This window comes from Aeromonas enteropelogenes (genome assembly GCF_000819845.1).
Classification (GTDB): domain Bacteria; phylum Pseudomonadota; class Gammaproteobacteria; order Enterobacterales; family Aeromonadaceae; genus Aeromonas; species Aeromonas enteropelogenes.
On the sequence record NZ_CDCG01000038.1, the window covers coordinates 12,640 to 39,010 of the forward strand.

A 26,371-nucleotide genomic window follows, 5' to 3' on the forward strand; every position below is an offset into this window, starting at 1 on the left:
TCCTGTCAGAAATCGACGATTAACGATGATCGTATTTGTTGACCAGGCGCTCACCTGCGCTCTGGATGAGTTGAACCAGCACAACCAGGATAACCACGGTGACCAGCATGACGGTCGGGTCGAATCGCTGGTAGCCGTAACGGATACCCACATCACCCAGACCGCCCCCACCGATGGCACCGGCCATGGCGGAGTAGTTGACCAGGGTCACCAGGGTAATGGTGACGCTGTTGAGGATGCCGGGCAGGGCCTCGGGCAGCAGCACCTTGGTGATGATTTGCAGGGGCTTGGCGCCCATGGCCTTGGCTGCTTCCAGCAGGCCGTCCGGCACCTCCATCAGGGCCCCTTCCACCAGCCGTGCGATAAAGGGCACGGCGCCTATGGTGAGCGGCACTATGGCGGCGACGGTACCGATACTGGTGCCGACGATCAGTCGGGTCAGCGGAATGATGGCCACCAGCAGTATGATGAAGGGCACCGAGCGGCCGATGTTGACCACCATGCCGAGGGTGCTGTTGAGCACAGGGTTGGCCAGGATCTGGCCCGCCTTGGTGACATGTAGCGCCACGCCGAGCGGCAGGCCGAGCAGGCAGCCAAACAGGGCGGAGGCAAACACCATGATGAGGGTGTCGCCCAGGGCCGTGAACAGCAGATTAATCATGGCTTCGGACATAACCCATTACCTCCAGCTGAATATGGTTGTCGATGAGGAACTGCTGGGTCGCCTCGCACTGGGCTTCATCCCCGAACAGCTCCGCCAGCAGGAAACCGAACTTGACGCCACCGGCGTACTCGATGTCTGCACTCAGAATGCTGATGTCGATGTTGAAACGGCGGCTTGCCTCCGAGATGAGCGGACTGTCGACCGTGCTGCCGGTAAAGCCGAGCTTCACCAGTGGATAGCTGCCGGGTACCCGGTCGCTGCTCATCCGATCCTGATACTCCTGCGGCACCTCCAGATGGATGGTAGAGCGGATGAAGTCGCGAGCCAGCTCGGTCTGGGCATTGCTGAAGAACCAGGCCACTTCGCCCTGCTCGATCAGACGGCCGTCGCTGATGATGGCCACTTCGTCACAGATCCCCTTCACAACGTCCATCTCGTGGGTGATGAGCAAAATGGTGAGCCCCAGCTTGACGTTGATCTCCTTGAGCAGGGTCAGGATCGAGCGGGTGGTCTGCGGGTCGAGGGCCGAGGTGGCCTCATCGCACAGCAGTACCTTGGGCGCCGGTGCCAGGGCGCGGGCGATGGCGACACGCTGTTTCTGGCCGCCGGAGAGTTCGGACGGATAGGCGTGGGCACGGGCTTCCAGCCCGACCAGCGCCAGCAGTTCGGTGACCCGGCTCTGGATCTTATCCTTGCTCCAGCCCGCCAGTTCCAGCGGAAAGGCGATATTGGCGGAGACGGTGCGGGAGGCCAGCAGGTTGAAGTGCTGGAAGATCATCCCGATCTGGCGGCGGGCCTGGGTCAGGTCCCGTTCGCTCAGGGTCACCAGATCCTGACCATCGACGATGGCCTGGCCCTCTGTCGGACGCTCCAGCAGGTTGACGCAACGAATGAGGGTGCTCTTGCCGGCGCCGGAGGCACCGATCACCCCGAAAATTTTGCCTTGGGGCACATGCAGGCTGACATCACGCAGGGCGTGCACGGCATCACTGCCTTTACCGTAGACTTTGTTGAGACCGTTCAACTTAATCATGGGATTCTTCCGTGCTAACAGCCTTAAAGCACAGGGCGCTACAGGCGGGTGAATTGGGCAGAGGTTTCACTGGGTGACACTGCCATCATGGAGGATGATGCTAAGATGTCTGGATGGCCATGTCAACGACCATTTATACATCTAGACGTCTAAAAAAATGAGAAAAAGGATGCCCTTCCCGAGATGATGTTTTGAGGCGAAGAGGAACTAAATATTGAATTCATAAATGTGGCTATCAATCCGAATTTAACATGGAAATACTGGCTTAAATGTCATTTATATTGGATTTTTCACGAACTTTTTGTTCTGCCTCGTTTGAGGCGTCTGTTCACGCCCCGCCCTATCTTTTTACTTTTTGTTTGCACAAATCGTTCCCGTTTCCTCGTCTATGGCACTTCTTGCCCGTTCACTTGATATAGCGCAAGGGGCGGCGCGATCCTGATTGGGGCACGAAAGATGGTTTTTTATACTGGGATGGACATCAGACAAGGAGGGCAGTCCGATGAGATTCCAACAGATCAAACAGTTGCTGCACTATCTGGAGCAGGTACATCACCAGCTTGGGCTCTGCTACGGGCGCTTGGCCGCTCAGGTGGACAGTGAACGCAGCCGGATGTTGCTGGTGTATTTGCAGGGGCGGGAAGACGCCGCCTGCGCTCACCTGCACGAGTATGGCAGCCAGCTGACCGAGGCGATAAGGGAGACCTGGCTGGAGCAGGGGTTCAGCGAAGACATGTTGCCCGGCATTCGCCAGTTCGAGCTGCCTGCCACGGCCCAGACCCAGGATATCGTCACCCGGGTGTGTAGTTGGGAAGAGCAGCTGGTGGGCGAGCTCAATCACCTGGCCCGCGAGTGCCCGACCTCGGATACGGCGGCGCTGCTCGAGAATCTGGCCCGGCTGGAGCAGACCCGGCTGACCCGGTTGGTACACGGGGTGCATCGCCTGGATGATTTGTAAGGTCATATGAAAGAAGGGCCCGGCATGGCTGTCGGGCCCCTTGGTTATGGGAGATAGTCACAACGCCGAAGTGTTCAGCCCTGATGCTGCTCGGCGGCGTAGAGGGCTGCCCCGATAATGCCTGCCTGGTTGAGGCTGGCCGCCGGGATGAGCGGCGCTCGGGTCTGGATGCGATCGACAAACTTCTCCAGTTTGGCGGCGCTGCCGCCCCCCAGGATGAAGAGGTCGGGGGAGAACAGAAACTCGAGGCGGGCCAGATACTTGTTGAAGCGCTTTCCCCAGCGGTTCCAGGAGAGATCCTCGCGCTTGCGCACCGCATCCGAGCAGTAGTGCTCGGCGACCATGCCTTCCAGAACGAGATGACCCAGCTCGGTATTGGGCAGCAGGTGGCCGTTGACAAACACAGCCGTACCTATGCCGGTGCCTACCGTGATGAGGATGATCACCCCCTGGCGCTCCTTGCCTGCGCCAAATTTCATCTCGGCCAGACCGGCGGCATCGGCGTCGTTCAGCACGTAGCAGGGCTGGCCGGTGACATCGCTGAACAGGTGAACGGCGTTGGTTTCTATCCAGCTCTTGTCGATGTTGGAGGCATTCTTGGCGATCCCGTGGTGGATGGTGGCGGGAAAGCCGCACCCCACCGGCCCTTGCCAGTTGAAATGCTCCACCAGTGCCTTGAGGGTATGGGCAATGGCGGCCGGTGTGGCCGGTTGTGGCGTGGCAATGCGATGGCGCTCGCCGATCAGCTCGCCGGTTTTGGTATCGACCAGACAGCCCTTGATCCCCGAGCCGCCAATATCCACTCCCAACATATGCATCTGTGGTGTCCTTTTAATGTGCTGACCGTGACGGATCGGCAGAGCATGAAAAAACTGCGGCGTGCCGGCAAGGGGCAGATCGCTCAGGCGTGATCCGGCAAACCTTTTTCGATGCAGCGGATCAGCAAGCGAGTCTTTTTGCTCTCATCTTCCCGACGGCCGGCCAGGGCCGCCAGCGCCCATTCGATATGCTCAGCCACCAGGGGCTTGGCCTCGGCAAGGGCCCGTTGCAGGGCCTCAATCACTTCCGCTGTGGCCGGCCCGTTGCCGAGTGCCACTGCAAGATTGCGGCGCCAGCGCTGGTAGCCGATGCGGCGAATGGGGCTCCCTTCGGTGTGCTTGAGAAACTCGCTTTCGCTCCAGCGCCACAGCTCAAGCAGGGGCGGGCGGTGCAGATTGGGTCGCGCACTGAAGTCGGGCTCCGGGCTGACGTCCGCGTAGCGGTTCCAGGGGCAGATGAGCTGGCAGTCGTCACAGCCATAGATGCGGTTGCCCATCAGCGGCCTGAACTCTGGCGGGATGGGACCGTCATTTTCGATGGTGAGGTAGGAGATGCAGCGGCGTCCGTCCACCACATAGGGAGCTTTGATCGCACCGGTCGGGCAGATGTTGATGCAGGCCACGCACTTGCCGCACTGTTCCTTTTCGACCGGTTCGTCCAGCGGCAGTGGCAGGTTGAGCAAGAGCTCTCCCAGAAAGAAGAAGGAACCGGCCGACTCATTGAGCAGCAACGAGTGCTTGCCCACCCAGCCGAGGCCTGCCTTGGCTGCCAGCGGCCGCTCCAGTACGGGGGCCGAATCGACGAAGGGACGCCACTCGCCGATGGGGTCGGTTGTGGTTTGAAACAACTCAGTGCAGCGCCGCTCGATGCGCTCACCCAGCTGCTTGAGGCGGTTGCGCAGCACCTTGTGGTAGTCGCGCCCGAGAGCATAGCGGCTGATGTAGCCGAGAGTCGGATCGCGCAGGGTGGCGGCGAACCCCGCCTCGAAGGGGAGGTAGTTCATCCGCACCGACAGCACCCGCCGGGTGCCCGGCAGCAGCTCGTGGGGGCGGGCCCGCATCATGCCGTGACGCGCCATATACTCCATGCTGCCGTGGTGGCCCGCATCCAGCCAGGCCTGCAGCCTGGGCTCTTCGATGGCGAGATCCGTATCCGTGATGCCTGCCTGGTCAAATCCTAGCTCGCGGGCCCAGAGCTTGATATCTTGAGCCAACGGCTCAAAGTCGGGGGCCGTCATCCCGCTGCATGCCTTAATGAATTGATCTGCAAGGCAAACAGGAGTGGATGCTCAGGCATCATCATGGGCCGGGCTGGGCCGGTTCGGGACAATGGATAAGCGTCGGGAGCCGTCATGGTACAGGTCATCGGGGATGCTGAATGCAAGAAAGAGGCGGACAGTCTATCACAGGGGCTGTGGCGGACCGAACAGATCCGCGCCCGTGAACAGGAGTGGGCCAGGCGTGAAGGGCAACCGCTCTATGTCCTGATGGAGCGGGCTGGTGCGGCCCTCTTTGCCCATGCAATCCGACACTGGCCCGAGCGTCGCAACTGGTGGATCTTCACCGGCCCCGGCAACAACGGCGGGGATGGCTATGTACTGGCCCGCCTCGCCCGCCAGCATGGGTTGATGCCCGTGGTGATTGCCGCAAGAGATCCCGCTCAGTTGAAGGGGGATGCCAGAGTGGCCGCCGAGGCCTGGCTGGCCTGCGGGGGAAAGGTCTGGCTGGCCGAAGACCCGGTGCTTGCCAGTCTTCCTCCCCCCGATCTGGTCATCGACGCCCTGCTGGGGACGGGTGTCAGTACATCTCTTGCTCCGTTACTGACAAAGATCGTCGCAACAATCAATGGCTTGGGTGTGCCCGTGCTGGCCGTGGATCTGCCTTCCGGACTCAATGGCGATACGGGACGTGCCATGGGGGCCGTGGTGCGCGCCACCCGCACCCTCACCTTTATCGGCATCAAGCAAGGCATGCTCACCGGGGATGGGGTCGACTGCGTCGGCCAGCTCGCGTGCGATGAGCTCGGCGTTATGCCCGATGAGCATGTGCCGCCTTCATCCTGTCGGCTCGATTATCCGGCGCTAAAATCGCAACTGGTGCCGCGTTTGCGTTCGGCTCACAAGGGGATGAACGGCAAGGTGCTGCTGGTGGGCGGCAATCGCGCCATGCAAGGGGCCATCCTGCTGGCGGCCAGGGCCTGCCTGCGGACCGGCGCCGGATTGGTGCGAGTGTGTCAGCATCCGGTTCATCCGCCAGTCAGTCTATCCCAGCCAGAATTGATGGGGGGCGATGAGGCGGATGACGGGGGTTGGGCATCGGTGCGGGTCATAGGTCCGGGCCTCGGGCTGGATGAGTGGGCTCGCACCCGGTTCGAGCAGGCATTGAGCAGCAAAATTCCTCTGGTTTTAGACGCTGATGGATTGAATTGGCTGGCGCAAGCTCCCCGTCATCAGGATAATTGGGTACTTACTCCCCACCCTGGCGAGGCCGCTCGGCTGCTGGGGTGTTCCATCGCCGAGATTGAATCCGACCGGTTTGCCGCAGTGCGCGCCTTGCAGCAGCGTTACGGCGGCGTTGTGCTGCTCAAGGGGGCCGGTACCCTGATTGCCGATGACGAGGGGATCGCGCTCTGTTGCGAGGGCAATCCCGGCATGGCAAGTGGCGGCATGGGCGATCTGTTATCTGGTATAATCGCCGCCCTTTTGGCTCAGGGCTGGTCCGCCACCATGGCTGCCCGGCTGGGGGCCGTGCTCCACGGAGAGGCTGCCGATCTGGCCGCCGCTGACGGAGAGCGGGGCATGCTGGCGTCCGATCTGTTGCCCTGGATCCGCAAACTGGTTAATCCCGACACCATTACAAGTTAAAGAAGAACATGGCAAAACAGTTGATGATGACACTGCCGGACGAGGCAGCAACAGTGGCTCTGGGTGGCCGTCTGGCACAGGCCTGTCAGCAGGCGACCACGGTGTTTTTGCATGGCGCCCTGGGGGCCGGTAAAACGACCCTGACCCGGGGCTGGGTACAGGGGCTGGGCCATCAGGGCAAGGTAAAGAGTCCGACCTACACCCTGGTCGAACCCTATGAGCTGGATGGCTGGCAGGTCTACCACTTCGATCTTTACCGTCTGGCCGATCCCGAAGAGCTGGAGTTCATGGGGATCCGCGACTACTTCTCTGCCAACACCCTCTGTTTGGTGGAGTGGTCCGAGAAGGGGGAGGGCTGGCTGCCGGCACCCGACCTCGAAATCACCCTCACCTATGTAGGCGAGCAGCGCGAGGCCCTGATTGAGGCACGCACTGCTATTGGCGAAGCCATTCTGGAACGGTTGTCATCTACGTGCGCTTGATCCTTCTTATTGCTTTCTCCTTGATGGCCTTACCCTCCTGGGCGAATCAGCTCAAGAGCGTGCGGATCTGGCCATCACCGGACAACACCCGGGTGGTGCTCGACATGAGCAGTGCCCCCAATTACAACTACTTCACCCTGACCGGTCCGGATCGCCTGGTGATCGACCTGAAAGGGGCGAACGTGGCCACCAACCTGGCTCGCGTCGAGAACAACAGTGAACTGGTGCGCAAGGTGCGCCAGAGCACGCCCCAGGAGAAGGGCGACCTGCGGCTGGTGCTGGACCTGAGTTCAGCCATCAAGCCGGTGGTGTTCCCGCTGGCCCCGGCCGGCCCCTATGGGCATCGGCTGGTGATCGACCTGCCCTATGAAGAGAAGCGTTCGGCCGCTGCCGTGCGATCGGCGCCGGTGGGAGGCAAGGGCAAGGGGGTGGTGATTGCCATCGACCCGGGTCATGGTGGGGAAGACCCCGGCTCCATCGGTCCGCGCCGTACCTACGAGAAGCGGGTGACCCTGGCGGTTTCCCAGAAGCTGGCGGTCCTCATCGACCGTGAGCCCGGGATGCGCGCCATCCTGACCCGCCGTGGCGACTACTTCGTCGATCTGAACAAGCGCTCCGAAATCGCCCGCAAGGCCAAGGCGGATCTGCTGGTGTCCGTTCACGCCGACAGCTTCCATAACTCCACCCCGCGCGGTGCCTCTGTCTGGGTGCTGTCGACCAACCGCGCCAACCGCGAGATGGGCAGCTGGCTGGAGAAACAGGAGAAGCAGGGCGAGCTGCTCGGCGGGGTCGGCAAGGTATTGGCTGAATCCGACCCCAACCCCTATCTGGCACAGACCTTCCTCGATCTCTCCATGGACAAGTCCCGCGCCGAGGGCTATGACGTCAGCCGCCAGATCCTGCGCTCGATGGGTAAGGTCGCGCGGCTGCACAAGAAGGCGCCGGAACACGCCAGCCTGGCGGTGCTCAAGGCGCCGGACATTCCCTCCGTGCTGGTGGAGACGGGTTTCATCTCCAACCACGCCGAAGAGAAGTTGCTGGCCACCTCCAGCTATCAGGATCAGCTGGCTCGCGCCATCTTCGAGGGGATCCGCAATTATTACCGCGCCCACCCGACCAAGGGGGCCATGCTGACCGGCAAGAGCGTGGCGAGCCAGCCAGCTGCGGCGCCCAGACAGGTTGCCGCGAGCAAACCGGCTCCCCAACCCCAGGTGACCAACCGGATGCCGGCGACCGTGCGTGACAGTGGTGCACCGGTCAGCAGCGTGGGCAGCGCCTCCGGCGCCGGGGTGATCAAGCCTTACTCGGCGACCACCAGTGCCGGGGTCAACGACAAGTCGAAGATGATCCGCCACGTGGTCACCCGTGGCCAGAGCCTCTCCCGCCTTGCCGAACGGTACGGGGTGAGCCAGGCCCGTCTGGTGGAGATCAACAAATTGAAATCGCGGGAAATCCAGATAGGGCAGGTGCTCTACATTCCCAAAAAATAAAGCAGGAGCCAGCGATGCCAATCCGTATATTGCCTCCGATTCTGGCTAACCAGATTGCCGCAGGGGAGGTGGTGGAGCGGCCCTCTTCCGTCGTCAAGGAGCTGGTGGAAAACAGCCTGGATGCGGGCGCCGACCGGGTCGAAATCGATATCGACAAGGGGGGCGCCAAGCTGATCCGCATTCGTGACAACGGCTGCGGGGTTGCCCGGGATGAACTGGTGCTGGCGCTGTCGCGCCACGCTACCTCCAAGGTCGCGACCCTGGACGATCTGGAAGGGATCAACAGCCTGGGATTTCGCGGCGAGGCGCTCGCCTCCATCAGCTCGGTTTCCCGGTTGACCTTTACCTCCCGCACGGCGGAGCAGGCCGAAGCCTGGCAAGCCCAGGCCGAGGGGCGCGAGATGAGCGTCACCGTCAAGCCGGCGGCCCATCCTGTGGGCACGACCGTGGAGGTGGTGGATCTCTTCTTCAACACCCCGGCGCGGCGCAAGTTCATGCGCAGCGAAAAGACCGAGTTCGCTCATATCGACGAGCTGGTGCGCCGCATCGCGCTCTCCCGCTTCGACGTCACCCTGATCCTGCGCCACAACGGCAAGGTGGTACGCCAGTACAAGGCGGCCAATACGGTGCCGGAGCAGGAGCGCCGCCTTGCTGCCGTCTGTGGCACCCCCTTCATGCATCATGCGCTGGCAGTGGAGAGCGAGCACAGCGACGTGCGACTGTGGGGCTGGCTGGCCACTCCGCAGGGGGCCAGGCCGCAAAATGATCTGCAATACACCTACGTCAATGGCCGCATGATGCGCGACAAGCTCATCAACCACGCCATCCGCCAGGCCTATGACGAGTTGTTGCCCGCCGATCGCTTCGCCGCCTATGTGCTCTATATCGAGCTGGATCCCCGCCAGGTGGACGTTAACGTCCATCCTGCCAAGCACGAGGTGCGCTTTCATCAGGCCCGCCTCATTCATGACTTCATCTTCCAGGCGCTCTTTACCGCACTGCGCCGTGAAGGAGCTGGTACCGCTACCGATGAGCCGCTGGCCGAAACCCTGGTCGAACTGCCGGTCAGTCCGCAGATCGAATATCCCGGACAGGCGCCTCGTCCCGAATGGTATGGCGCCGAGCACAACTACCGTGCGCCGGCTCAGGTGCGAGAAGGAGGATCGGGAAGCGCAGGTGCAGGGCGTGCCGGAAACTACCAGCTACCCGAGCTCCCGAGCCGTGAGGCGATGCGGGGCATGGGAGCGCTGCTGACCACCTTGCCCATCGCCGAGTCGACGACGCCGGTTGCAACGGACGAGCCTACAGACGTTCGCAGGCCACTCGTGCAACAGGGTTGCCGGGCACTCACCTTGGTGGAGCAGGCCTATCTGCTGATGGAGCGGGATGGCCAGTTGGCACTGTTGTCGCTGGTGCGGGCCGAACGCCTGCTGCTGCGTCACTGGCTGCTGGAGACCTGGGGCCAGGGGCTGGCCGCTCAGCCACTGCTGTTGCCGGTCTCCTTCAAGTTGCCCAAAAACCTGATGACCCTGGTGGAGGCGCAGGAGCGTTTGCTCAAACGGATGGGGCTGGAGTTGAAAAGCGGTGGGCGCGACACCATGATCCTGACTCGGGTGCCCGCCTTGCTGCGTCAGACCGACCTGGTGCGGCTGTTACCCGAATTGCTGCAAATCATCGAGGGCGGATCTGACAGTGATGCCGGTCAGCAGGCTGAAGTATTATGCCAATGGCTGGTAGAGCAGGGGATAAGCCGCGAAAAAGTATACGATTTTTCAACTGCCAGTCGGTTGCTGACGGAACTTGTGGCCGATCACGCTGACCAACTGGCAGACGTTCGCATGGTGCGCCCGCTCTCGCTGGCGACCGTGCTGGAGGAGTTCAAGCATGGCGAGTGACTTGCCGACTGCAATTTTTTTGATGGGGCCGACGGCCTCCGGCAAGACGGATCTCGCCATCGAACTGTGTCAGGCGCTGCCCTGCGACATCATCAGCGTCGATTCGGCCCTGATCTATCGCGGTATGGATATCGGCACCGCCAAGCCGACCTCGGCCGAGCTGGCGCTGGCGCCTCACCGGCTGATCGACATCCTGGATCCGGCCCTGAGCTACTCAGCGGCGGATTTTTGCAAGGATGCCCTGCGGGAGATGGAGGAGATCGCCGATCGCGGCCGCATTCCGCTGCTGGTGGGCGGCACCATGCTCTATTTCAAGGCACTGTTGGAGGGGTTGTCCCCCCTGCCTTCCGCCGATCAGGCCATTCGCGCCGGCATTGAAGAAGAGGCGGCCCGCCTCGGCTGGCAGGCGCTGCACGACGAGCTGGTACGCATTGACCCGGTGGCCGGAGCTCGCATCCATCCCAATGACCCGCAGCGGCTCAGCCGGGCGCTCGAGGTCTACCGCATCAGCGGCAAGACGCTCACCGAATTGACCCAGGTACAGGGAGAGGGATTGCCCTATCGGGTACAACAGTTTGCCATCGCGCCGAGCGATCGCGCCGTGTTGCATCAGCGTATCGAACAGCGCTTCGACAAGATGCTGCAAGGGGGCTTCGAGCGGGAGGTGAGGGCCCTGATGGCCCGCGGCGATCTGACCCCGGATCTGCCCTCCATTCGCTGCGTCGGATATCGCCAAATGTGGGACTATCTGAACGGCGAGATAGAGTATGATGAGATGCGTTATCGTGGCATCGTTGCCACCCGCCAATTGGCAAAACGACAGATGACCTGGTTGCGCGGTTGGCCCGATGTGACCTGGTTGGAATCTGGTGAGTCTGGCAATCTGGAACGCGTGCTTGCTCGCGCTGGTGCGGCTTGACACTCCCTGTATAATCAGGTTGTTATATTGAGATTCGATGTTTAAAAACAACAAACTATAAGGAAAAGAAAAATGGCTAAGGGGCAATCTCTCCAAGACCCGTTTTTGAATGCGCTGCGCCGTGAGCGTATTCCTGTTTCTATCTATTTGGTGAACGGCATCAAACTGCAAGGTCAGATCGAGTCTTTCGATCAGTTTGTCATCCTGCTGAAGAACACCGTGAGCCAGATGGTTTACAAGCACGCCATCTCTACCGTGGTGCCGGCCCGTGCCGTCAACCATCACCAGCCTGCTCCCAACGGCGGTGCTGATGAACAGGGTGATGCCGAGGCGTGATATCCCGGGACGAGTCCACTCGTCAACTCAGATTCATCATGATTCCTGTTAAGGAGCAAGCGCTTGTTTGACCGTTATGAAGCTGGCGAACAGGCCGTTCTGGTGCATGTCAACTTCAGTGATGAGGGCGAACGGGAAGATCTGGAAGAGCTCAAGATGTTGGTGAGCTCTGCCGGAGTCAATGCGCTGGCGGTGATCACCACCAGTCGCAGCGCCCCCAGCGCCAAATTTTTTGTCGGCAGTGGCAAGGCTGAAGAGATCGCATCCCAGGTCCAGATGCTGGACGCCGACGTGGTGATCTTCAACCATGCCCTGACCCCTGCCCAGGAGCGCAACCTGGAGCGTCTGTTCCAGTGCCGTGTGGTGGATAGAACCGGCCTGATCCTCGATATCTTTGCCCAGCGGGCCCGAACCCACGAAGGTAAACTGCAGGTCGAACTGGCCCAGTTGCGCCATCTTTCTACTCGCCTGGTGCGAGGCTGGACCCACCTTGAGCGTCAAAAAGGGGGGATCGGTCTGCGTGGTCCGGGGGAAACCCAGCTTGAAACCGACCGACGCCTGCTGCGTGAACGCATCAAGGCGATTTTGCGTCGGCTTGAAAAGGTAGCCAAGCAGCGGGAACAGGGGCGCCGCGCCCGCAATCGCAATGAAGTACCGACAGTATCCCTGGTTGGTTATACCAACGCCGGAAAGTCTACTTTGTTCAACCAACTTACAGCTGCCAGCGTGTATGCTGCCGACCAACTGTTCGCAACCCTGGATCCCACCCTGCGTAAACTGGTGATCCGGGATGTGGGTGATGTGATTTTGGCAGATACTGTTGGATTTATTCGGCACTTGCCCCATGATCTGGTCGCTGCCTTCAAGGCAACCTTGCAGGAGACCCGTGAAGCGGATCTGTTGCTGCATGTGGTGGACTGTGCCGATGAGCAGATGCAGGAGAATATCGACTCCGTGCAGCTGGTGCTGGCCGAGATCGAAGCAGACGACCGTCCCCAACTGATGATCTGCAACAAGATCGACAAGCTGGCGGACCGTCCGGCTGGCCTGGAGCGGGATGAAGAAGGACGCCCGTTGCGCGTCTGGCTGTCTGCCCAGACCGGTGAAGGGTGTGAATACCTGTTTCAGGCCCTGACCGAGCTGCTGGCTGGCTCCATGGTGCATCACACCCTGCAGTTGCCGCCTTCTGCCGCCAGATTGCGCAGTGCGCTCTATCAGTTGAAAGGGATTGAGCAGGAAGGTTTTAGCGAGGAGGGGGATTTTGTGCTGGAAGTCCGCTTGCAAGTGGCCGACTGGAACCGCCTCGTGAAACAGGAAGGTGAGAGTTTACAACGCTTTATCAGACATTGATTCGTCGGTGAATGCTGACAGGCTTCATCAACGATGAGGGTTCGATAGAGATGATATCCATCCGCAAGTATTAATGGAGACGCTGATGGCTTGGAATGAGCCTGGTAACAACGGCAAAGACCGTGACCCCTGGGGGAACAACGGCAAGAATCAGGGGCCCCCTGATCTGGATGAAATGCTGCGCAAAGTGAGTCGCCGTTTCGGTGGCCTGCTGGGTGGCGGCAAGTCTGGCGGCGATGTGGGTCGCTTTGGTATTTCCATCGCGCTGGTGGTCGCCGTGGTGGTGTGGGTCGTCAGCGGCTTCTACACCATTCGTGAAGCCGAGCGCGGTGCCGTGCTGCGCTTTGGCAAGTTTTCCCACATTGTCGAGCCGGGCCTGCGCTGGAAGCCGACCTTTATCGATCAGGTGATCCCGGTGGACGTCGAGTCCGTTCGCTCCCTGCCGGCTTCCGGTTTTATGCTGACCCAGGATGAGAACGTGGTGCGGGTCGAGATGGACGTGCAATACCGCGTCGTCAATCCCGAGCAGTACCTGTTCAGTGTGACCAATGCCGACGAGAGCCTGAGCCAGGCGACCGACAGCGCCCTGCGCTACGTGGTGGGCCACACCAAGATGGACGACGTACTGACCACGGGTCGGGAAAAGGTCCGCCAGGAAACCTGGGAAGTGATCGATGGCATCATCGAGCCCTACCAGATGGGTCTGCAGATCGTGGACGTCAACTTCCTGCCGGCTCGTCCGCCGGAAGAGGTGAAGGATGCGTTTGATGACGCTATCGCCGCCCAGGAAGATGAACAGCGCTTCATTCGTGAAGCGGAAGCCTATGCCCGTGAAGTGGAACCCAAGGCCCGTGGCCAGGTGAAGCGTCTGGAGCAGGAGGCCGAAGCCTACAAGTCCCAGATCGTGCTGAAGGCCAAGGGTGAGGTTGCTCGCTTCAACGAGCTGCTGCCCCAGTATCAGGCAGCGCCCGAACTGACTCGTAATCGTATCTATCTGGAAACCATGGAAGAGCTGTACCAGCAAGCCAACAAGGTGTTGGTCGACATGCCTGCTGGCAACAACAGCATGATCTACCTGCCGCTCGACAAGCTGTCTGGCAAGCCGAACGTAGCCCAGCCACAGCGCTCGACCGTGGCACCGACCGTAGAGCCGGCGCCGGTTTCCAACGAGGGGAGCAACTCCACACCAATGCCGCTGCGTAGCGGTGACCGCTTCAGCTCAGGGAGAAACTGATAGATGAAAAAGCTAGCTATTGGTGCAATCGCTGTCGCGGCCATGGTCTGCTTCTCCTCTGTCTTTATCGTTGATGAAGGTCAGAAGGGGATCGTGGTGCAGTTTGGCAAGGTAAAGCGGGTTGATTCCGGCGAGCCGCGTCTCTATGAGCCGGGCCTGCACTTCAAGGTGCCGCTTATCGACCAGGTTCGCAAGATGGATGCCCGTATCCAGACCATCGACAGCCAGGCCGACCGCTTCGTCACCTCCGAGAAGAAAGACCTGATCATCGACTCCTACGTGAAGTGGAAGATCGAGGATTTCTCCAAGTACTATCTGGCGACTGGTGGTGGTAACAAGCTGCAGGCCGAAGATCTGCTCAAGCGCAAGATCAACAACGGTCTGCGTTCCGAGATCGGTAACCGCACCATCAAGGACATCGTCTCCGGCGAGCGCAGTACCGTGATGGAAGATGCCCTGAAGAAGATGGCGCGCTCCTCCGAGCTCGGCATCAAGGTGGTGGATGTGCGGATCAAGCAGATCAACCTGCCGGTGGAAGTCTCCAACTCCATCTATCAGCGGATGCGCGCCGAGCGTACCGCGGTGGCCCGTGAGCATCGCTCCCAGGGTCGCGAGAAGGCAGAGATCCTGCGTGCCGACATCGACCGCAAGGTGACCGTGATGATCGCCGATGCCGAGAGTAATGCCCGTCAGCTGCGTGGTGAAGGGGATGCCGAGGCCGCCAAGATCTATGCCGACAGCTACAAGAAAGACCCCGAGTTTTTCAGCTTCGTGCGCAGTATGGAGGCCTATCGCAAGAGCTTCTCCGGTGGCAATGAGCTGATGGTGCTCAAGCCGGACAGCGAGTTCTTCCGTTACCTCAAGTCGCCGAACGGCAGCAAGTAAGCCGTTGGGAAAAGTAGTTGCAAAGGGTCTGCATTGTCAGACCCTTTTCTTTTTCTTGGGTGCCGGCCACAGTGGTGGCGGCAGAAGAGGGGAGCAGAAGGGAACAAGATGCTGACATCTGTACTGATGGGATTGGGCTTGTTGCTGCTGTTTGAAGGACTGGGTCCGCTTTTGATGCCAAGAGCCTGGCAGCAGATGCTGCGCCTGCTGAGCGAGCAGCCACCCGAGCAGTTGCGCCGCATCGGCGGCTCTCTGGTGGTGGCCGGAGGCGTGATCCTCTGGATGCTTGCACGTTAAGCCAACCGGTGTGAATCCGAAGATAAAAAAAGAGGCCGTTCGGCCTCTTTTCGTGTGTGGTTGAGCCTTGACTCAGGCGCTGCGCTGCACTGCCATATGTGCCAGAGTCTCCAGCGCCTGCTTGTGCTGGGAGTCCGGCAGAATGGCGAGGGCGGCGATGGCTTTGTCGGCCTCCTCGCGAGCTCGCATGCGGGAGTATTCCAGAGCGCCGGTGCGCTCGAGGATAGCCAGGATCTGATCGAGATGCTCCATGCCATTGCGATGCTCGATGGCATCCCGCACCAGCTGGCGCTCTTGCGGCGTACCTACTTCCATGGCCCGCAACAGCGGCAGGGTAGGTTTGCCTTCGGCCAGATCGTCCCCCACGTTTTTGCCCATGTCGTCGCTCTGGGAGCAGTAGTCCATCACATCGTCGATGATCTGGAAGGCGGTACCCAGATACATACCGTAGTCGGTCATGGCTTGCTCGACCGGCTCGGGCTGATGGGTCAGCACGGCGGCGAGGCGGGTGGCGGCCTCAAACAGCTTGGCGGTCTTGCAATAGATGACCGTCATGTAGCTCTCTTCGGTGGTGTCGGGATCGTTGCAGTTCATCAGCTGCAACACTTCCCCTTCGGCGATGGTGTTGGTGGCATCCGACAGGATTTCCATCACCCTCAGGTTGGAGAGCTCGCTCATCATCTGGAAGGAGCGACTGTAGAGGTAGTCGCCAACCAGGACGCTTGCAGCATTGCCAAACAGGGCGTTGGCGGTTTCCCGGCCGCGGCGCAGATCGGATTCGTCGACCACGTCGTCGTGCAGCAGGGTAGAGGTGTGAATGAATTCGATGATGGCGGCCAGCTTCAGGTGATCTTCACCCTCGTAGCCCAGTGCACGGGCTGCCATGACGGTCAGCATGGGGCGCATCCGTTTGCCGCCGGCGCTGACAATATAGAAACCCAGCTGATTGATCAGACTAACGTCGGACTGAAGTCGAGCCAGGATCAGTTCATTGACCGCCGTCATGTCGGCGGCACAGAGCGCACGGATAGTCTGTTGGTCCATAAGTCTCGTAACGTGACGGCAGCAATAACTGCGATTTTTAGTAATGGCGGGGATTCTACACGATTTCACAATGGGTTACAGTTAAGCGTTTATCCACGGCGGCAGATATGCGCACAAAATAAACTTTTTGCTAAATTGGCCTTGCCTGAGCAGATCGATTTGCGTAGAATGCCCGCCCATTGTTATAGGTTTTTGCGCATGTCTGGCCTTGAGCAAAAGACATGCCTTTACGGAGTTAATCAAATGTACGCGGTATTCCAAAGCGGCGGAAAACAACACCGTGTGGCCGAAGGTCAAATCGTTCGTCTGGAAAAGCTGAACGTTGAGACTGGCGCTACCATCGACTTCAACGAAGTGCTGATGGTTGCTGCAGGCGACACTTTTAAAGTAGGTGCTCCTTTCGTTGAAGGTGGCAAGGTTGTAGCTGAAGTTGTGGCTCACGGCCGTGGCGAGAAAGTGACTATCGTCAAGTTCCGTCGTCGTAAGCACCACCGTAAGCAAGCGGGCCACCGTCAGTGGTTCACTGAAGTCAAAATCACTGGCATCAGCGCTTAATTAGAGGAGTCCGATAGATGGCACACAAAAAAGCTGGCGGTTCATCCCGCAACGGTCGCGATTCTGAAGCTAAACGCCTGGGCGTGAAGCGTTTCGGCGGCGAAACAGTTCTGGCTGGCAGCATCATCGTTCGTCAGCGCGGCACCAAGTTCCACGCTGGTGAGAACGTTGGTCTGGGCAAGGACCACACCCTGTTCGCTACCGCGAACGGCAAGGTGCAGTTCGAAGTCAAAGGTCCGCTGAACCGTAAGTACGTTAGCATCGTTGCTGAGTAATTACGGACCGCAAGGATCCGAAGCCCCGCCAACAGGCGGGGCTTTTGTTTTTCTGACGTCTTTTTGATGTTTTTGACGAAAAAACGGAACGCAGCCGACCCCGGTTCTGCAGGGCATGATTGGCAAGATGCGTATCGCCCGCAGGGGTCTGTACCACTATAATTGCGTATCGGTTTTTCGAATTAAGGTGACGGTTACCTATGAAGTTTGTTGATGAAGTCCAGATTCGAGTCGATGCCGGTGACGGTGGTAACGGTTGTGTAAGCTTTCGCCGTGAAAAATATATCCCGAACGGTGGCCCGGATGGTGGTGACGGTGGTGATGGTGGCGACGTTTACTTGATCGCCGACGAGAACCTCAACACCCTGATCGACTATCGCTTCGAGCGTTTCCATGCAGCCGAGCGTGGCGAGAATGGTCAGAGTGCCAACTGTACTGGTCGCCGCGGCAAGGACAAGATCCTGCGCGTACCGGTCGGTACCCGCGCTACCGATGAAGACACCGGCGAGCTGCTGGGTGATCTGACTCACCACGAACAGAAGCTGCTGGTAGCCAAGGGCGGTTTCCACGGTCTTGGCAACACCCGTTTCAAAAGCTCGGTCAACCGGGCGCCGCGCCAGAAGAGCAACGGCACCCCGGGTGAAGTGCGTACCCTGAAGCTGGAGCTGCTGCTGCTGGCCGACGTTGGCATGCTGGGTCTGCCCAATGCCGGAAAATCCACCTTTATCCGCGCCGTTTCCGCCGCTCGTCCGAAAGTGGCCGACTACCCCTTCACCACTCTGGTGCCAAACCTGGGCGTGGTGCGTGGCGAGAACTCCCGTTCCTTTGTGATTGCCGACATTCCGGGCCTCATCGAAGGGGCTGCCGAAGGTGCTGGCCTCGGTATCCGCTTCCTCAAGCACCTCGAGCGTTGCCGTGTGCTGATCCACCTGGTGGATATCTGCCCCATCGATGGTTCCGATCCGGCTGAAAATGCCGTGACCATCGTCCGCGAGCTTGAGAAATACAGCCCCGAGCTGGCGAGCAAGCCGCGTTGGCTGGTGTTCAACAAGATGGACCTGATCCTGGAAGAAGAGGCTCAGGAGGTGATGGATCGGGTCAAGGCTGCCCTGAACCATGAAGGGCCCATCTACGCAATCACCGCCATCAGCAAGGAAGGGACCAAGAAGGTCTGCTACGACATCCTGGATCTGCTGGATACTATGCCCCGTCAGCTGGAAGCCGATGCGAAAGAAGCCATCGAGAAAGTTGAGTTCAAGTGGGATGACTACCACAAGAACCAGCTGGCCAAGGCCGAAGCCGAGGCGCTGGCCGCGTCCATGGCCTTCGACGAAGGGCTCGACGATGATGACTGGGATGAAGATGACGACGATGGCGTCGAAGTCATTTATGTCCGTGACTGAATCCCGTCACTGGCATTGAAAACCGGAGCCTGCGAAGGCTCCGGTTTTTTTATGCCTGTCAGTCGGATTCAATAGATATATTTGTGATGCTGCTTATTGCCTGTGATGGCTAACCGATTATACTGCCCACCTGAATTAACAGTAATGAAACAATCTGCTAGCGATGTCGAATGAATCGATATGCGCTTCTGTAACGGGTTGTTTTGATGGATGGTTTTCCTGTAAAAATATTTATGCGCAGATTTATCCATAAAAAGGTTGTTTGTGCATTTTTTTAGAGTATTCTTGCGCCCGTTTTGCCGGGTTATGCGTGAGTATGCAGGTTGACCAGGCTAAGGAAAGTAACGTTAAGGTTGTCACATCATGTTGGAAAAGAGTCTGGAAGCACCGGCGGTCAACACCCGCCGCAACTTGTTGATGTTTTTGATCCCGTCCCTCATCGGGATCCTGCTGTTCATGACGCCGGTCGTCTATGAAGGCAATGTCACCATCCCGGTCGCCGTGCTGGCGAAGCTGGTTCAGCTGGTCTTTGCCGACTATCTGGTCGCCATGGTCAGCGCCGTGATCACCACCACCATGCTGATGACGATCATCGCCTGGTTGTTCAAACCGGCCATCCTGGTTCGCCGTCCTTTCCTCAACAGCCTGTTCAATGTCTCCCCCTTCTGGGCCAGCGTGCGGGTGCTGGGCGGCATCTTCGTCTTGCTAACCTTCTTCCAGATGGGGCCTGAGGTGCTTTATTCGGGCGCCACCGGCGGGCTGGTGTTGCACGATCTGCTGCCGGTACTGTTCTCCGTGTTCATCTTTGCCGGCCTGCTGCTACCCCTGCTGCTCGACTTTGGTCTGCTGGAGTTCGTCGGTACCATGATGACCCGCATCATGCGTCCCGTGTTCCGTCTGCCGGGTCGTTCCGCCGTTGACTGCTTCGCCTCCTGGCTGGGGGATGGCAGCGTCGGCATTCTGCTGACCAGCAAGCAATATGAAGGCAAGTTCTATACCCAGCGTGAAGCGGCCGTGATCGGCACCACCTTCTCTGCGGTTTCCATCACTTTCTGCTTGGTGGTGATCTCCCAGGTGAAGCTGGAGCACATGTTCGTGCCCTTCTACCTGACCGTCTGCCTGGCCGGGGTGGTGGCTGCCATCGTAGTTCCGCGTCTGCCGCCGCTCTCCTGGAAGAAGGATGTCTACGCCGATGGCTCTCCCCTGTGCCGCAAGCAGGAGGCGGTACCGCATCGTCACAGCGTGCTGAGCTACGGTTACGAGCGGGCGCTGACCAAGGCCGAGAGCGTGAGCGACCTCGGTGCCGTAGCGCGGGAAGGGGTGAAGAATGCACTGGATATGGTGTTTGGCGTGCTGCCCGTGGTGATGGCCATCGGTACCTGTGCCCTGATGCTGGCCGAGCACACCCCCATTTTCAACTGGCTGGGGGCTCCCTTTGTTCCCTTGCTGGAGTTGCTGCAACTGCCGGAGGCCGAGGCTGCCTCCAAGACCATCATGGTTGGCTTTGCCGACATGTTCATCCCGGCGGTGCTGGCTTCCACCATCGAAAGCGAGATGACCCGCTTCGTCATCGCCGCCATGTCGGTGACCCAGCTCATCTATATGTCGGAAGTGGGCGCCCTGCTGCTGGGCAGCAAGATCCCGGTCAAGTTGTGGGAGTTGTTCGTCATCTTCCTGCTGCGCACCCTGGTTACCCTGCCGGTCATCGCCGGTGTGGCGCACCTGCTGTTCTAAAACAGCCATTGCGGACTAAAAACGGTCAACTTCGGTTGGCCGTTTTTTTATGGTCAACATTAGACCAAAGTGAATCTTCTCAAGAATTGGTAGTTACATTAATGTAACAAATTGAACCCGTGCCAGCCGAGCAGTAGGCAATTCCAACCCATGTGGCCAGGAGTCACCCATGACCTCACTGCTCAGCTACCGGACCGGTCCCTGTGACCAACCTCTGCTATCCCAGACCATTGGCACTTATCTGCAAGAGATAGCCGAACGCTTTCCCGACCGCCCCGCCGTGGTGGTGCGCCACCAGCAGATCCGCTGGAGCTACCGCGAATATCTGGCCCGGATCGACAGACTGGCAAAGGGGTTGCTCGCACTCGGGATAAAGCCGGGTGACAGGGTCGGCATCTGGTCACCGAACAACATAGAGTGGTGCCTGGTGCAGTTTGCCACCGCTCGCATCGGCGCCATCATGGTCTGCATCAATCCCGCCTATCGCAGTTACGAGCTGGAGTTTGCCATCAATAATGTGGGTTGCCGTGCCCTCATCTGTGCCAGCGCCTTCAAGGGAAGCGATTACCTCGCCATGTTGAACGAGCTGGCCCCCGAACTGGCCGGCAGTACGCCGGGACGGCTCGCCGCCGCCCGTCTGCCAACCCTGGAGATGGTGATCCGGCTCGGGGAGGAGATGACCCCCGGCATGCTGAATTTTGATGCCGTGCAGACCCTGGGGGAGGGAGTGGATCCCGCTGTGCTGATCCGGGTGGGGGCCAGCCTCAAGCCGGAGGATGCCATCAATATCCAGTTCACCTCGGGCACCACGGGCAACCCCAAGGGAGCCACCTTGAGCCATCGCAATATCCTCAACAATGCGCGGCTGGTGGCGAGCGGCATGGCGTTCAGCGAGCAGGACAAGCTCTGTATCCCGGTGCCGCTCTACCACTGCTTTGGCATGGTGCTTGGCAATCTGGTCTGTATCAGCGTGGAGGCCTGCGCCCTGTTTCCGTCGGAGGCCTTCGACCCGGTGGCAACCCTGCAGATGGTGAGCGAGGAGCGTTGCACCGCCCTGCATGGGGTGCCAACCATGTTCATTGCCGAGCTGGAGCTGCCACAGTTCGCCAGCTTCGATCTCTCCTCCCTGCGCACCGGCATCATGGCCGGGGCCATCTGCCCCGAACCCCTGATGCGCAAGGTCCAGAGTCTGATGCACATGACCGAGGTAACCATTGCCTACGGCCAGACCGAGTGCAGCCCGATCAATCACATGACCGCCATCGATGCGCCGCTGGACAAGCGGGTGACCACGGTGGGCCGTGCCCTCGCCCACACCGAGATCAAGCTGGTCGATGCGAGCGGCGAGACGGTCCCCATCGGTGAGAAGGGGGAGATCTGCTGTCGCGGTCATGGGGTGATGCAGGGCTATTGGCAGGATCCGGCCAAGACGGCGCAGACCATAGATGATGACGGCTGGCTCCACTCCGGGGACATCGGCATCATGGATGAAGAGGGGTATGTCCAGATCGTTGGGCGCATCAAGGATCTGATCATCCGTGGTGGCGAGAACATCTATCCACGGGAGATCGAGGAGCGCCTCTACGAGCACCCGGCGGTGCAGGATGCGGCCGTGTTTGGCGTTGACAGCGAACGCTACGGCGAGGAGGTGTGTGCCTGGGTCAAGCTCAGGCCGGATCTGGTGGCGAGCGAGGAGGAGATCAAGCACTTCCTCTCGGCCCGCATCGCCTATTTCAAGGTGCCGCGCTATATCCGTTTCGTGGAGGAGTATCCCATGACGGTGACCGGCAAGCTGCAGAAATTCAGGATGCGGGAGATGATGACGGCCGAGCTGACTCGCCAGTATGTCGAGGCTGGCGGCTGATACGATCTGCCAAGAGAAGCAGGGGCCCGTGGGCCCCTTTTCAATGTGTGGTGGCAACTAGCTGGCCAGCAATATCTCCTGATCCACCTCGTCCAGCTGTTCCGGGGTCAGGAAGCGCTTGGCATAGTCGCGCCAGATACCGCTGCTGACGAACAGGGCAAACAGGGCCGGATCGATATGCTGTTCTCGCACCATGTTCTGCATGATGGCCAGGGACTGGGAGACCGTCTTGCCCGATTTGTAGGGGCGATCGCTTGCGGTCAGCGCCTCGAAGATGTCGGCGATGGCCATGATGCGGGCCGGGATGCTCATCTGTTCCCCCAGCAACTGGCGCGGGTATCCCTTGCCATCCATCCGCTCGTGATGGCCGCCGGCAATTTCCGGCACGCTGCGCAGATGGCGTGGGAAGGGGAGGTGCTCCAGCATGCGGATGGTCTGGATGATGTGCTCGTTGATCTTGTAGCGTTCCTCCTCGGTGAGGGTGCCGCGGCCGATGGCCAGGTTGTAGCGCTCCCCGCGGTTGTAGAGATGTTTGGGCACCTTGACCTTGAACCCCCAGGGATTGCCATCGTCAAACCTGTCCTGCTGGGGCCGCGGAATAAGATGGGAGGGTTTGTCGGCCAACAGCTGCTCAACACAGGGCAGGGTCGACGCCGGCTCGCTTTGATGCAACTTGAGCTCCTCGCGGCTGATGCCGAGCCGAGCGTCCAGGGTGCGCAGCCAGGTGCGGCTGGCGATGGCGTCGAGCCGTTCAATCTTCTCGGGGGCCATCCACTCGCCACCCAGATTGCATTCGGCCACGAAAGCAAACTCCTCGTCCAGTTCCGACCAATGTGGAGCCACCGCTTCGCGGCAGGCGCTCCGCTCTGACTCTGGCAGCCTGGCACAGAGGGCCTCAATATAGGCATCGCGCTTGAGTACCTCGAAACGGGTGCGTATCTCGTGGATACGGTCGTAGATGGTCTCCAGCTTGGTGGCCTTGTCGACCACGAACTCCGGGGTGGTGACCTTGCCGCAATCGTGCAGCCAGCTTGCGATATGGATGGCTTCCCACTCCTCCTCGTTGAGACTGAAATCGGCAAAGGGGCCCTGTCGCTGGGCGCAGGCCGCCTCGGTCAGCATCTTGGTCAGCTCGGGCACGCGTTGGCAGTGACCACCGGTATAGGGGCTCTTGGCGTCGATGGCGCCCGCCATCAGCTCGATGAAGGACTCCAGAAGTTGCTTCTGCTCTTCCAGCAGGCGCTGGTTCTCGATGGCGGAGGCGGAAGTCCCTGCCAGCGCTTCGATCAGGCTGATCCGCGAGACCAGTTCCCGTGGCGAGCACTCGGGCAGGATCAGAAACAGGTAACCGATCAACTCCTGGCGGTGATTGCGCAGGGGCTCGGCGACCAGTTCACTGGGGCCGGGGAAGGAGCCCCAGCTGCTCATGTATTGCTGCCAGCCCGTTTGGTCGATGCCGACGGAGAGCCGGTTGGCGGCGACCTGAGTCCCGAACAGTGCCGGTTGCCAGGGTACCTGTTCGATTGGCAAGTCGCCCTGCAACCAGCGCGCATTGACCGCCACCATCTGCTGATCTTGCGCCAGATAGAGGCAGCCTCCTGTAGCCTGTACCGCTGACGTGGTCTCGTGCAGGATGCGGCTGATCAGGGAGTCGAAGCGATGCTCGGCAGCCAGTGCGCGACCCATGTTCATGAAGTTGCCCAGGGTCAGGCGCATGCCGGACATGGTACGGGCCAGATCATCGATCTCGCGGATCGCCGATTCGGGCTCCTTGCTGGCCGTAAAATCGAAATGCTGGATCCGCTCCGCCTCCCGGGTCAGGGCTTGCAGCGGGGTGGCGGTGCGGCGGGATACCCACCAGATCACCGGCAGCAGCAACAGCAAACCGATCAGGGTGCGGGCCAGATTGACCAGTGCCGCGTCGCGCGCCTGCTGGTAGAGTACATCGGTCGAGATCAGCAGGGCAATATAGAAAGGCGAGCCCTCGCCGAGGGGGGCCAGGTTGGCCAGCCAGCTGTTGCCGTCAGGCAGGCTGATATCCAGCTCTACCGGAGTGTCCAGCAGCCCGGGCTCACTGGTGATCTGCTGCTGCAACCGGGCCAGGGCGGGGTGAGCGAGGGCCGACAGCATGGGCAGCTGCTTCAACTGCTCGAAGCTGGGCAGATCCTTGGGATCGGCGGCCAGCAGGGTGGCATGGTCATCAAACAGAACCACCTGGCTATGTTGTGGCAGGCGCAGCTCACCGATGAGGGCCGACAGTCCCTCGACGCTGGTATCGAGCCCAAGCACGGCGCGTTTGTCCTTGCTCTCCACCGCCAGGGTCATTCCGGGTTCCTTGGTGGTGAAGAAAAGATAGGGGTGGGTGACGGCAATGCCTGGATGGCGACGCGCCTGCTTGTACCAGTCACGACTACGGGGATCGTACTGGTATTGCGGCATGGCCCGGCGCTCGAGCAGCGTCAGATGTTGGTCAAAGTAGAGGAATTCCCCCTTGCCCTGATGCAGGCTCTGCACCATCAGGGTGCTGGCGAGGGGAACATTTTCCAGCTGCGTTCTGGCCCGACTGGTCAGCTTGCGTACCAGAAAAAAATCGCCGTTTTCATAGCCTGCGTAGACGGCACCATAGCTGGCGCTATTTGCCAGCACCTCGATCAACTGCGGCAGATAACCGAGCCGTTCATCCAGGCTCTCCATGCCCGCCAGCCGGCCAGTACGCAGCAGGCTGAGGGACATACGGGCGGGACGTTCGTTCAACTGCAAGGCCAGGGCAAGCTGCTCCCGGTATTGCAAAAAATTCTGTCGCTCATGCTCGAGCCCTTGCTGGGTATCCTGCTGGAACTGGAGCGTGATAAGCGCTCCTCCCAGAAAGGTAAACAGCAAGATAAAGAGGGTGGCGATATGAACATAGAAGGGTTTACGACCAGGCCTGGCTGTTGTCATGGACACATCCTTGTCACACGTGCAGTTGCAGAAAAGATCAGTCAGCAGTGTGGCAATAAAATGACTAAAAAAACAGCGATGCTTTCAACCTATTCATCATTAGTCGCAGCATCCGCTTTAGGTGGATGTCCTGGCTCTTGTTCGGCATCTGACAGAAACCGGTTTGTAAGGTGATTCATTCAGGTATCTCATGCTACATTGCCCCACTTGTTACTGGTCTGTGAATCAATGGAGTGACCCATGTCTGCCATCCCCTATTCCGTCCTCGATCTGGTGCCGGTTCCTGAAGGCTCCCAGCCGGCCGAGTCGTTCCACCGCTCGCGCGATCTGGCGCAACATGCCGAGCGCTGGGGTTACCACCGCTACTGGCTGGCCGAGCATCACAACATGCCGGGCATCGCCAGTGCCGCCACTGCGGTGCTGATCGGCCATCTGGCAGGAGCGACCCGCACCCTGAGGATAGGGGCGGGTGGCATCATGCTGCCGAATCACTCGCCGCTGGTGATCGCCGAGCAGTTTGGCACGCTCGCCTCCCTCTATCCGGATCGAATCGATCTGGGGCTGGGTCGTGCCCCAGGTACCGATCAGCGCACCATGCAGGCACTGCGCCGCCAGCGCAGCGGGGAAGTGGATGATTTTCCGGCAGATGTGCGCGAGCTGATGGACTATTTTGGCGATGAGGCGGGAGCGGTGCAGGCGGTACCCGGCCAGGGACTGCATCTGCCGGTCTGGTTGCTGGGCTCGAGTCTCTACAGTGCCCAGCTGGCGGCGGCCATGGGGTTGCCGTTTGGTTTTGCCTCTCACTTCGCCCCCGCGTTACTGCTGCAGGCGCTGGAGATTTACCGCACCCAGTATCGCCCTTCGGCCCGCTGGCCCAAGCCCTATGCGGTGGTGTGCGTCAACATGATCGCCGCCGACAGCGAGCGGGAGGCCCGTTTCCAGTTCACTACGGTGCAGCAACAGTTCCTGCGCCTCTATCGCGGTGATGCCGGCAAGTTGCCCGCCCCTGTTCAGTCACTGGGTGACACCTGGTCCCCCCGCGAGCTGGTGGCCATGGAACAGACCCTGGCCCGCTCCCTGGTAGGGGATCAGGAACAGGTGCGTCATGGTCTCAAGTCGCTGCTGGTGGAAACCCGGGCCGACGAGCTGATGTTCAACGGCCCTATCGTCGATCATCAGGCGCGGTTGCGCTCCTTCGAGATCGCCGCCGGGCTGATGAAGAGTCTGTAAACCAGGCAGTTTGCGGCTGGTGCTTGTCAGCCGCAGGCGACACCTGTTTCCATGGCCTGTAGTTAACATTATGATTTTAAAAGATTGTCAGGTTTATGTCG

General features: G+C 60.0%; 23 protein-coding genes. 17 read left to right on the forward strand and 6 right to left on the reverse strand.

The window, feature by feature from the left end; translation table 11 throughout:
• Window positions 1–19: 19 nt before the first annotated feature.
• Entirely contained in the window at window positions 20–673 is a 654-nt protein-coding gene (locus BN1123_RS15915) for a methionine ABC transporter permease (protein ID WP_026457146.1), read from the reverse strand.
• Window positions 654–1,697, reverse strand: a complete 1,044-nt coding sequence (gene metN, locus BN1123_RS15920) for a methionine ABC transporter ATP-binding protein MetN (RefSeq protein WP_042028243.1) — start codon at window positions 1,695–1,697, stop codon at window positions 654–656. The genes BN1123_RS15915 and metN overlap by 20 nt, the downstream gene beginning before the upstream one ends.
• A 502-nt stretch (window positions 1,698–2,199) precedes the next feature.
• On the opposite strand from metN, the gene BN1123_RS15925 reads away from it, so the two are divergent.
• Window positions 2,200–2,655: a hypothetical protein gene (locus BN1123_RS15925; protein WP_042028245.1), complete on the forward strand. Its 456-nt coding sequence runs from the start codon at window positions 2,200–2,202 to the stop codon at window positions 2,653–2,655.
• Between the two features lie 74 nt (window positions 2,656–2,729).
• Here BN1123_RS15925 and ppgK read toward each other — a convergent pair whose 3' ends face one another.
• Both ppgK and queG read right to left on the reverse strand, forming a co-directional pair.
• Window positions 2,730–3,473, reverse strand: a complete 744-nt coding sequence (gene ppgK, locus BN1123_RS15930) for a polyphosphate--glucose phosphotransferase (RefSeq protein ID WP_042028246.1) — start codon at window positions 3,471–3,473, stop codon at window positions 2,730–2,732.
• 83 nt (window positions 3,474–3,556) lie between these two features.
• The gene (gene queG / locus BN1123_RS15935; RefSeq protein WP_042028247.1) at window positions 3,557–4,711 is read right to left on the reverse strand and encodes a tRNA epoxyqueuosine(34) reductase QueG; all 1,155 of its coding nucleotides are present in this window, start codon (window positions 4,709–4,711) and stop codon (window positions 3,557–3,559) included.
• A gap of 114 nt (window positions 4,712–4,825) precedes the next feature.
• Between queG and BN1123_RS15940 the strand changes: the two genes are divergently transcribed.
• From BN1123_RS15940 to BN1123_RS15985, 10 genes are all read left to right on the forward strand, one after another.
• Window positions 4,826–6,337 carry a bifunctional ADP-dependent NAD(P)H-hydrate dehydratase/NAD(P)H-hydrate epimerase gene (locus BN1123_RS15940; RefSeq protein ID WP_042028248.1) on the forward strand — a complete coding sequence of 504 codons (1,512 nt, stop codon included), beginning with the start codon at window positions 4,826–4,828 and terminating at the stop codon, window positions 6,335–6,337.
• A gap of 8 nt (window positions 6,338–6,345) precedes the next feature.
• Window positions 6,346–6,819 (forward strand): tRNA (adenosine(37)-N6)-threonylcarbamoyltransferase complex ATPase subunit type 1 TsaE, encoded by a 474-nt coding sequence (gene tsaE / locus BN1123_RS15945; protein ID WP_042028249.1) that lies wholly within the window; start codon window positions 6,346–6,348, stop codon window positions 6,817–6,819.
• 23 nt (window positions 6,820–6,842) lie between these two features.
• Window positions 6,843–8,309 (forward strand): N-acetylmuramoyl-L-alanine amidase, encoded by a 1,467-nt coding sequence (locus tag BN1123_RS15950; protein ID WP_223380415.1) that lies wholly within the window; start codon window positions 6,843–6,845, stop codon window positions 8,307–8,309.
• A gap of 14 nt (window positions 8,310–8,323) precedes the next feature.
• Window positions 8,324–10,204 (forward strand): DNA mismatch repair endonuclease MutL, encoded by a 1,881-nt coding sequence (mutL, locus tag BN1123_RS15955; protein ID WP_042028252.1) that lies wholly within the window; start codon window positions 8,324–8,326, stop codon window positions 10,202–10,204.
• Entirely contained in the window at window positions 10,194–11,123 is a 930-nt protein-coding gene (miaA, locus tag BN1123_RS15960; protein ID WP_042028254.1) for a tRNA (adenosine(37)-N6)-dimethylallyltransferase MiaA, read from the forward strand. Before mutL ends, miaA begins: the two co-directional genes overlap by 11 nt.
• 72 nt (window positions 11,124–11,195) lie before the next feature.
• Window positions 11,196–11,459, forward strand: a complete 264-nt coding sequence (hfq, locus tag BN1123_RS15965) for an RNA chaperone Hfq (protein WP_026456017.1) — start codon at window positions 11,196–11,198, stop codon at window positions 11,457–11,459.
• Window positions 11,460–11,522: 63 nt separating this feature from the next.
• Window positions 11,523–12,809, forward strand: coding sequence for a ribosome rescue GTPase HflX (gene hflX, locus BN1123_RS15970; protein ID WP_042028255.1), 1,287 nt, complete (start codon window positions 11,523–11,525; stop codon window positions 12,807–12,809).
• Between the two features lie 85 nt (window positions 12,810–12,894).
• Window positions 12,895–14,043, forward strand: a complete 1,149-nt coding sequence (gene hflK, locus BN1123_RS15975) for an FtsH protease activity modulator HflK (RefSeq protein ID WP_042028256.1) — start codon at window positions 12,895–12,897, stop codon at window positions 14,041–14,043.
• A 3-nt stretch (window positions 14,044–14,046) separates the two neighbouring features.
• Window positions 14,047–14,928: a protease modulator HflC gene (hflC, locus tag BN1123_RS15980; protein ID WP_026456015.1), complete on the forward strand. Its 882-nt coding sequence runs from the start codon at window positions 14,047–14,049 to the stop codon at window positions 14,926–14,928.
• A gap of 108 nt (window positions 14,929–15,036) precedes the next feature.
• A complete protein-coding gene (locus BN1123_RS15985) occupies window positions 15,037–15,225 on the forward strand; it encodes a DUF2065 domain-containing protein (RefSeq protein WP_026456014.1) in 189 nt (62 codons plus the stop codon).
• Between the two features lie 72 nt (window positions 15,226–15,297).
• On the opposite strand, the gene ispB is transcribed toward BN1123_RS15985, so the two are convergent.
• Window positions 15,298–16,269 carry an octaprenyl diphosphate synthase gene (ispB, locus tag BN1123_RS15990; protein ID WP_026456013.1) on the reverse strand — a complete coding sequence of 324 codons (972 nt, stop codon included), beginning with the start codon at window positions 16,267–16,269 and terminating at the stop codon, window positions 15,298–15,300.
• Window positions 16,270–16,512: 243 nt separating this feature from the next.
• Here ispB and rplU point away from each other — a divergent pair, with 243 nt between their 5' ends.
• The 5 genes from rplU to BN1123_RS16015 all read left to right on the forward strand — a co-directional run bounded on the left by rplU (window position 16,513) and on the right by BN1123_RS16015 (window position 22,100).
• Window positions 16,513–16,824 carry a 50S ribosomal protein L21 gene (gene rplU, locus BN1123_RS15995; RefSeq protein WP_005304210.1) on the forward strand — a complete coding sequence of 104 codons (312 nt, stop codon included), beginning with the start codon at window positions 16,513–16,515 and terminating at the stop codon, window positions 16,822–16,824.
• Window positions 16,825–16,841: 17 nt separating this feature from the next.
• Window positions 16,842–17,099 (forward strand): 50S ribosomal protein L27, encoded by a 258-nt coding sequence (gene rpmA / locus BN1123_RS16000; protein ID WP_005304202.1) that lies wholly within the window; start codon window positions 16,842–16,844, stop codon window positions 17,097–17,099.
• A gap of 200 nt (window positions 17,100–17,299) precedes the next feature.
• Window positions 17,300–18,502, forward strand: coding sequence for an Obg family GTPase CgtA (gene cgtA / locus BN1123_RS16005; protein ID WP_042028257.1), 1,203 nt, complete (start codon window positions 17,300–17,302; stop codon window positions 18,500–18,502).
• Between the two features lie 363 nt (window positions 18,503–18,865).
• Window positions 18,866–20,236 carry a YjiH family protein gene (locus BN1123_RS16010; protein WP_042028258.1) on the forward strand — a complete coding sequence of 457 codons (1,371 nt, stop codon included), beginning with the start codon at window positions 18,866–18,868 and terminating at the stop codon, window positions 20,234–20,236.
• 169 nt (window positions 20,237–20,405) lie between these two features.
• Window positions 20,406–22,100, forward strand: coding sequence for an AMP-binding protein (locus BN1123_RS16015; RefSeq protein WP_042028259.1), 1,695 nt, complete (start codon window positions 20,406–20,408; stop codon window positions 22,098–22,100).
• Between the two features lie 57 nt (window positions 22,101–22,157).
• Here the strand turns inward: BN1123_RS16015 and BN1123_RS16020 are convergent, their stop codons facing one another.
• Window positions 22,158–25,040, reverse strand: a complete 2,883-nt coding sequence (locus tag BN1123_RS16020) for an HD domain-containing phosphohydrolase (protein WP_042028260.1) — start codon at window positions 25,038–25,040, stop codon at window positions 22,158–22,160.
• 240 nt (window positions 25,041–25,280) lie between these two features.
• Between BN1123_RS16020 and BN1123_RS16025 the strand changes: the two genes are divergently transcribed.
• Window positions 25,281–26,270 carry a luciferase-like monooxygenase gene (locus BN1123_RS16025; protein ID WP_042028261.1) on the forward strand — a complete coding sequence of 330 codons (990 nt, stop codon included), beginning with the start codon at window positions 25,281–25,283 and terminating at the stop codon, window positions 26,268–26,270.
• Window positions 26,271–26,371: the final 101 nt, after the last annotated feature.

Excerpts from the sequence above, each read along its gene's own strand:
- BN1123_RS15950 (WP_223380415.1), top strand. The coding sequence starts at position 6,843 with ATGGCCTTACCCTCCTGGGCGAATCAGCTCAAGAGCGTGCGGATCTGG.
- BN1123_RS16025 (WP_042028261.1), top strand. The coding sequence starts at position 25,281 with ATGTCTGCCATCCCCTATTCCGTCCTCGATCTGGTGCCGGTTCCTGAA.
- rpmA (WP_005304202.1), top strand. The coding sequence starts at position 16,842 with ATGGCACACAAAAAAGCTGGCGGTTCATCCCGCAACGGTCGCGATTCT.
- BN1123_RS15940 (WP_042028248.1), top strand. The coding sequence starts at position 4,826 with ATGGTACAGGTCATCGGGGATGCTGAATGCAAGAAAGAGGCGGACAGT.
- rplU (WP_005304210.1), top strand. The coding sequence starts at position 16,513 with ATGTACGCGGTATTCCAAAGCGGCGGAAAACAACACCGTGTGGCCGAA.
- ppgK (WP_042028246.1), bottom strand. The coding sequence starts at position 3,473 with ATGCATATGTTGGGAGTGGATATTGGCGGCTCGGGGATCAAGGGCTGT.
- hflC (WP_026456015.1), top strand. The coding sequence starts at position 14,047 with ATGAAAAAGCTAGCTATTGGTGCAATCGCTGTCGCGGCCATGGTCTGC.
- miaA (WP_042028254.1), top strand. The coding sequence starts at position 10,194 with ATGGCGAGTGACTTGCCGACTGCAATTTTTTTGATGGGGCCGACGGCC.
- BN1123_RS16015 (WP_042028259.1), top strand. The coding sequence starts at position 20,406 with ATGACCTCACTGCTCAGCTACCGGACCGGTCCCTGTGACCAACCTCTG.
- queG (WP_042028247.1), bottom strand. The coding sequence starts at position 4,711 with ATGACGGCCCCCGACTTTGAGCCGTTGGCTCAAGATATCAAGCTCTGG.
- hfq (WP_026456017.1), top strand. The coding sequence starts at position 11,196 with ATGGCTAAGGGGCAATCTCTCCAAGACCCGTTTTTGAATGCGCTGCGC.
- BN1123_RS16010 (WP_042028258.1), top strand. The coding sequence starts at position 18,866 with ATGTTGGAAAAGAGTCTGGAAGCACCGGCGGTCAACACCCGCCGCAAC.
- tsaE (WP_042028249.1), top strand. The coding sequence starts at position 6,346 with ATGGCAAAACAGTTGATGATGACACTGCCGGACGAGGCAGCAACAGTG.
- BN1123_RS15985 (WP_026456014.1), top strand. The coding sequence starts at position 15,037 with ATGCTGACATCTGTACTGATGGGATTGGGCTTGTTGCTGCTGTTTGAA.
- cgtA (WP_042028257.1), top strand. The coding sequence starts at position 17,300 with ATGAAGTTTGTTGATGAAGTCCAGATTCGAGTCGATGCCGGTGACGGT.
- BN1123_RS15925 (WP_042028245.1), top strand. The coding sequence starts at position 2,200 with ATGAGATTCCAACAGATCAAACAGTTGCTGCACTATCTGGAGCAGGTA.
- BN1123_RS16020 (WP_042028260.1), bottom strand. The coding sequence starts at position 25,040 with ATGACAACAGCCAGGCCTGGTCGTAAACCCTTCTATGTTCATATCGCC.
- mutL (WP_042028252.1), top strand. The coding sequence starts at position 8,324 with ATGCCAATCCGTATATTGCCTCCGATTCTGGCTAACCAGATTGCCGCA.
- metN (WP_042028243.1), bottom strand. The coding sequence starts at position 1,697 with ATGATTAAGTTGAACGGTCTCAACAAAGTCTACGGTAAAGGCAGTGAT.
- BN1123_RS15915 (WP_026457146.1), bottom strand. The coding sequence starts at position 673 with ATGTCCGAAGCCATGATTAATCTGCTGTTCACGGCCCTGGGCGACACC.
- hflK (WP_042028256.1), top strand. The coding sequence starts at position 12,895 with ATGGCTTGGAATGAGCCTGGTAACAACGGCAAAGACCGTGACCCCTGG.
- ispB (WP_026456013.1), bottom strand. The coding sequence starts at position 16,269 with ATGGACCAACAGACTATCCGTGCGCTCTGTGCCGCCGACATGACGGCG.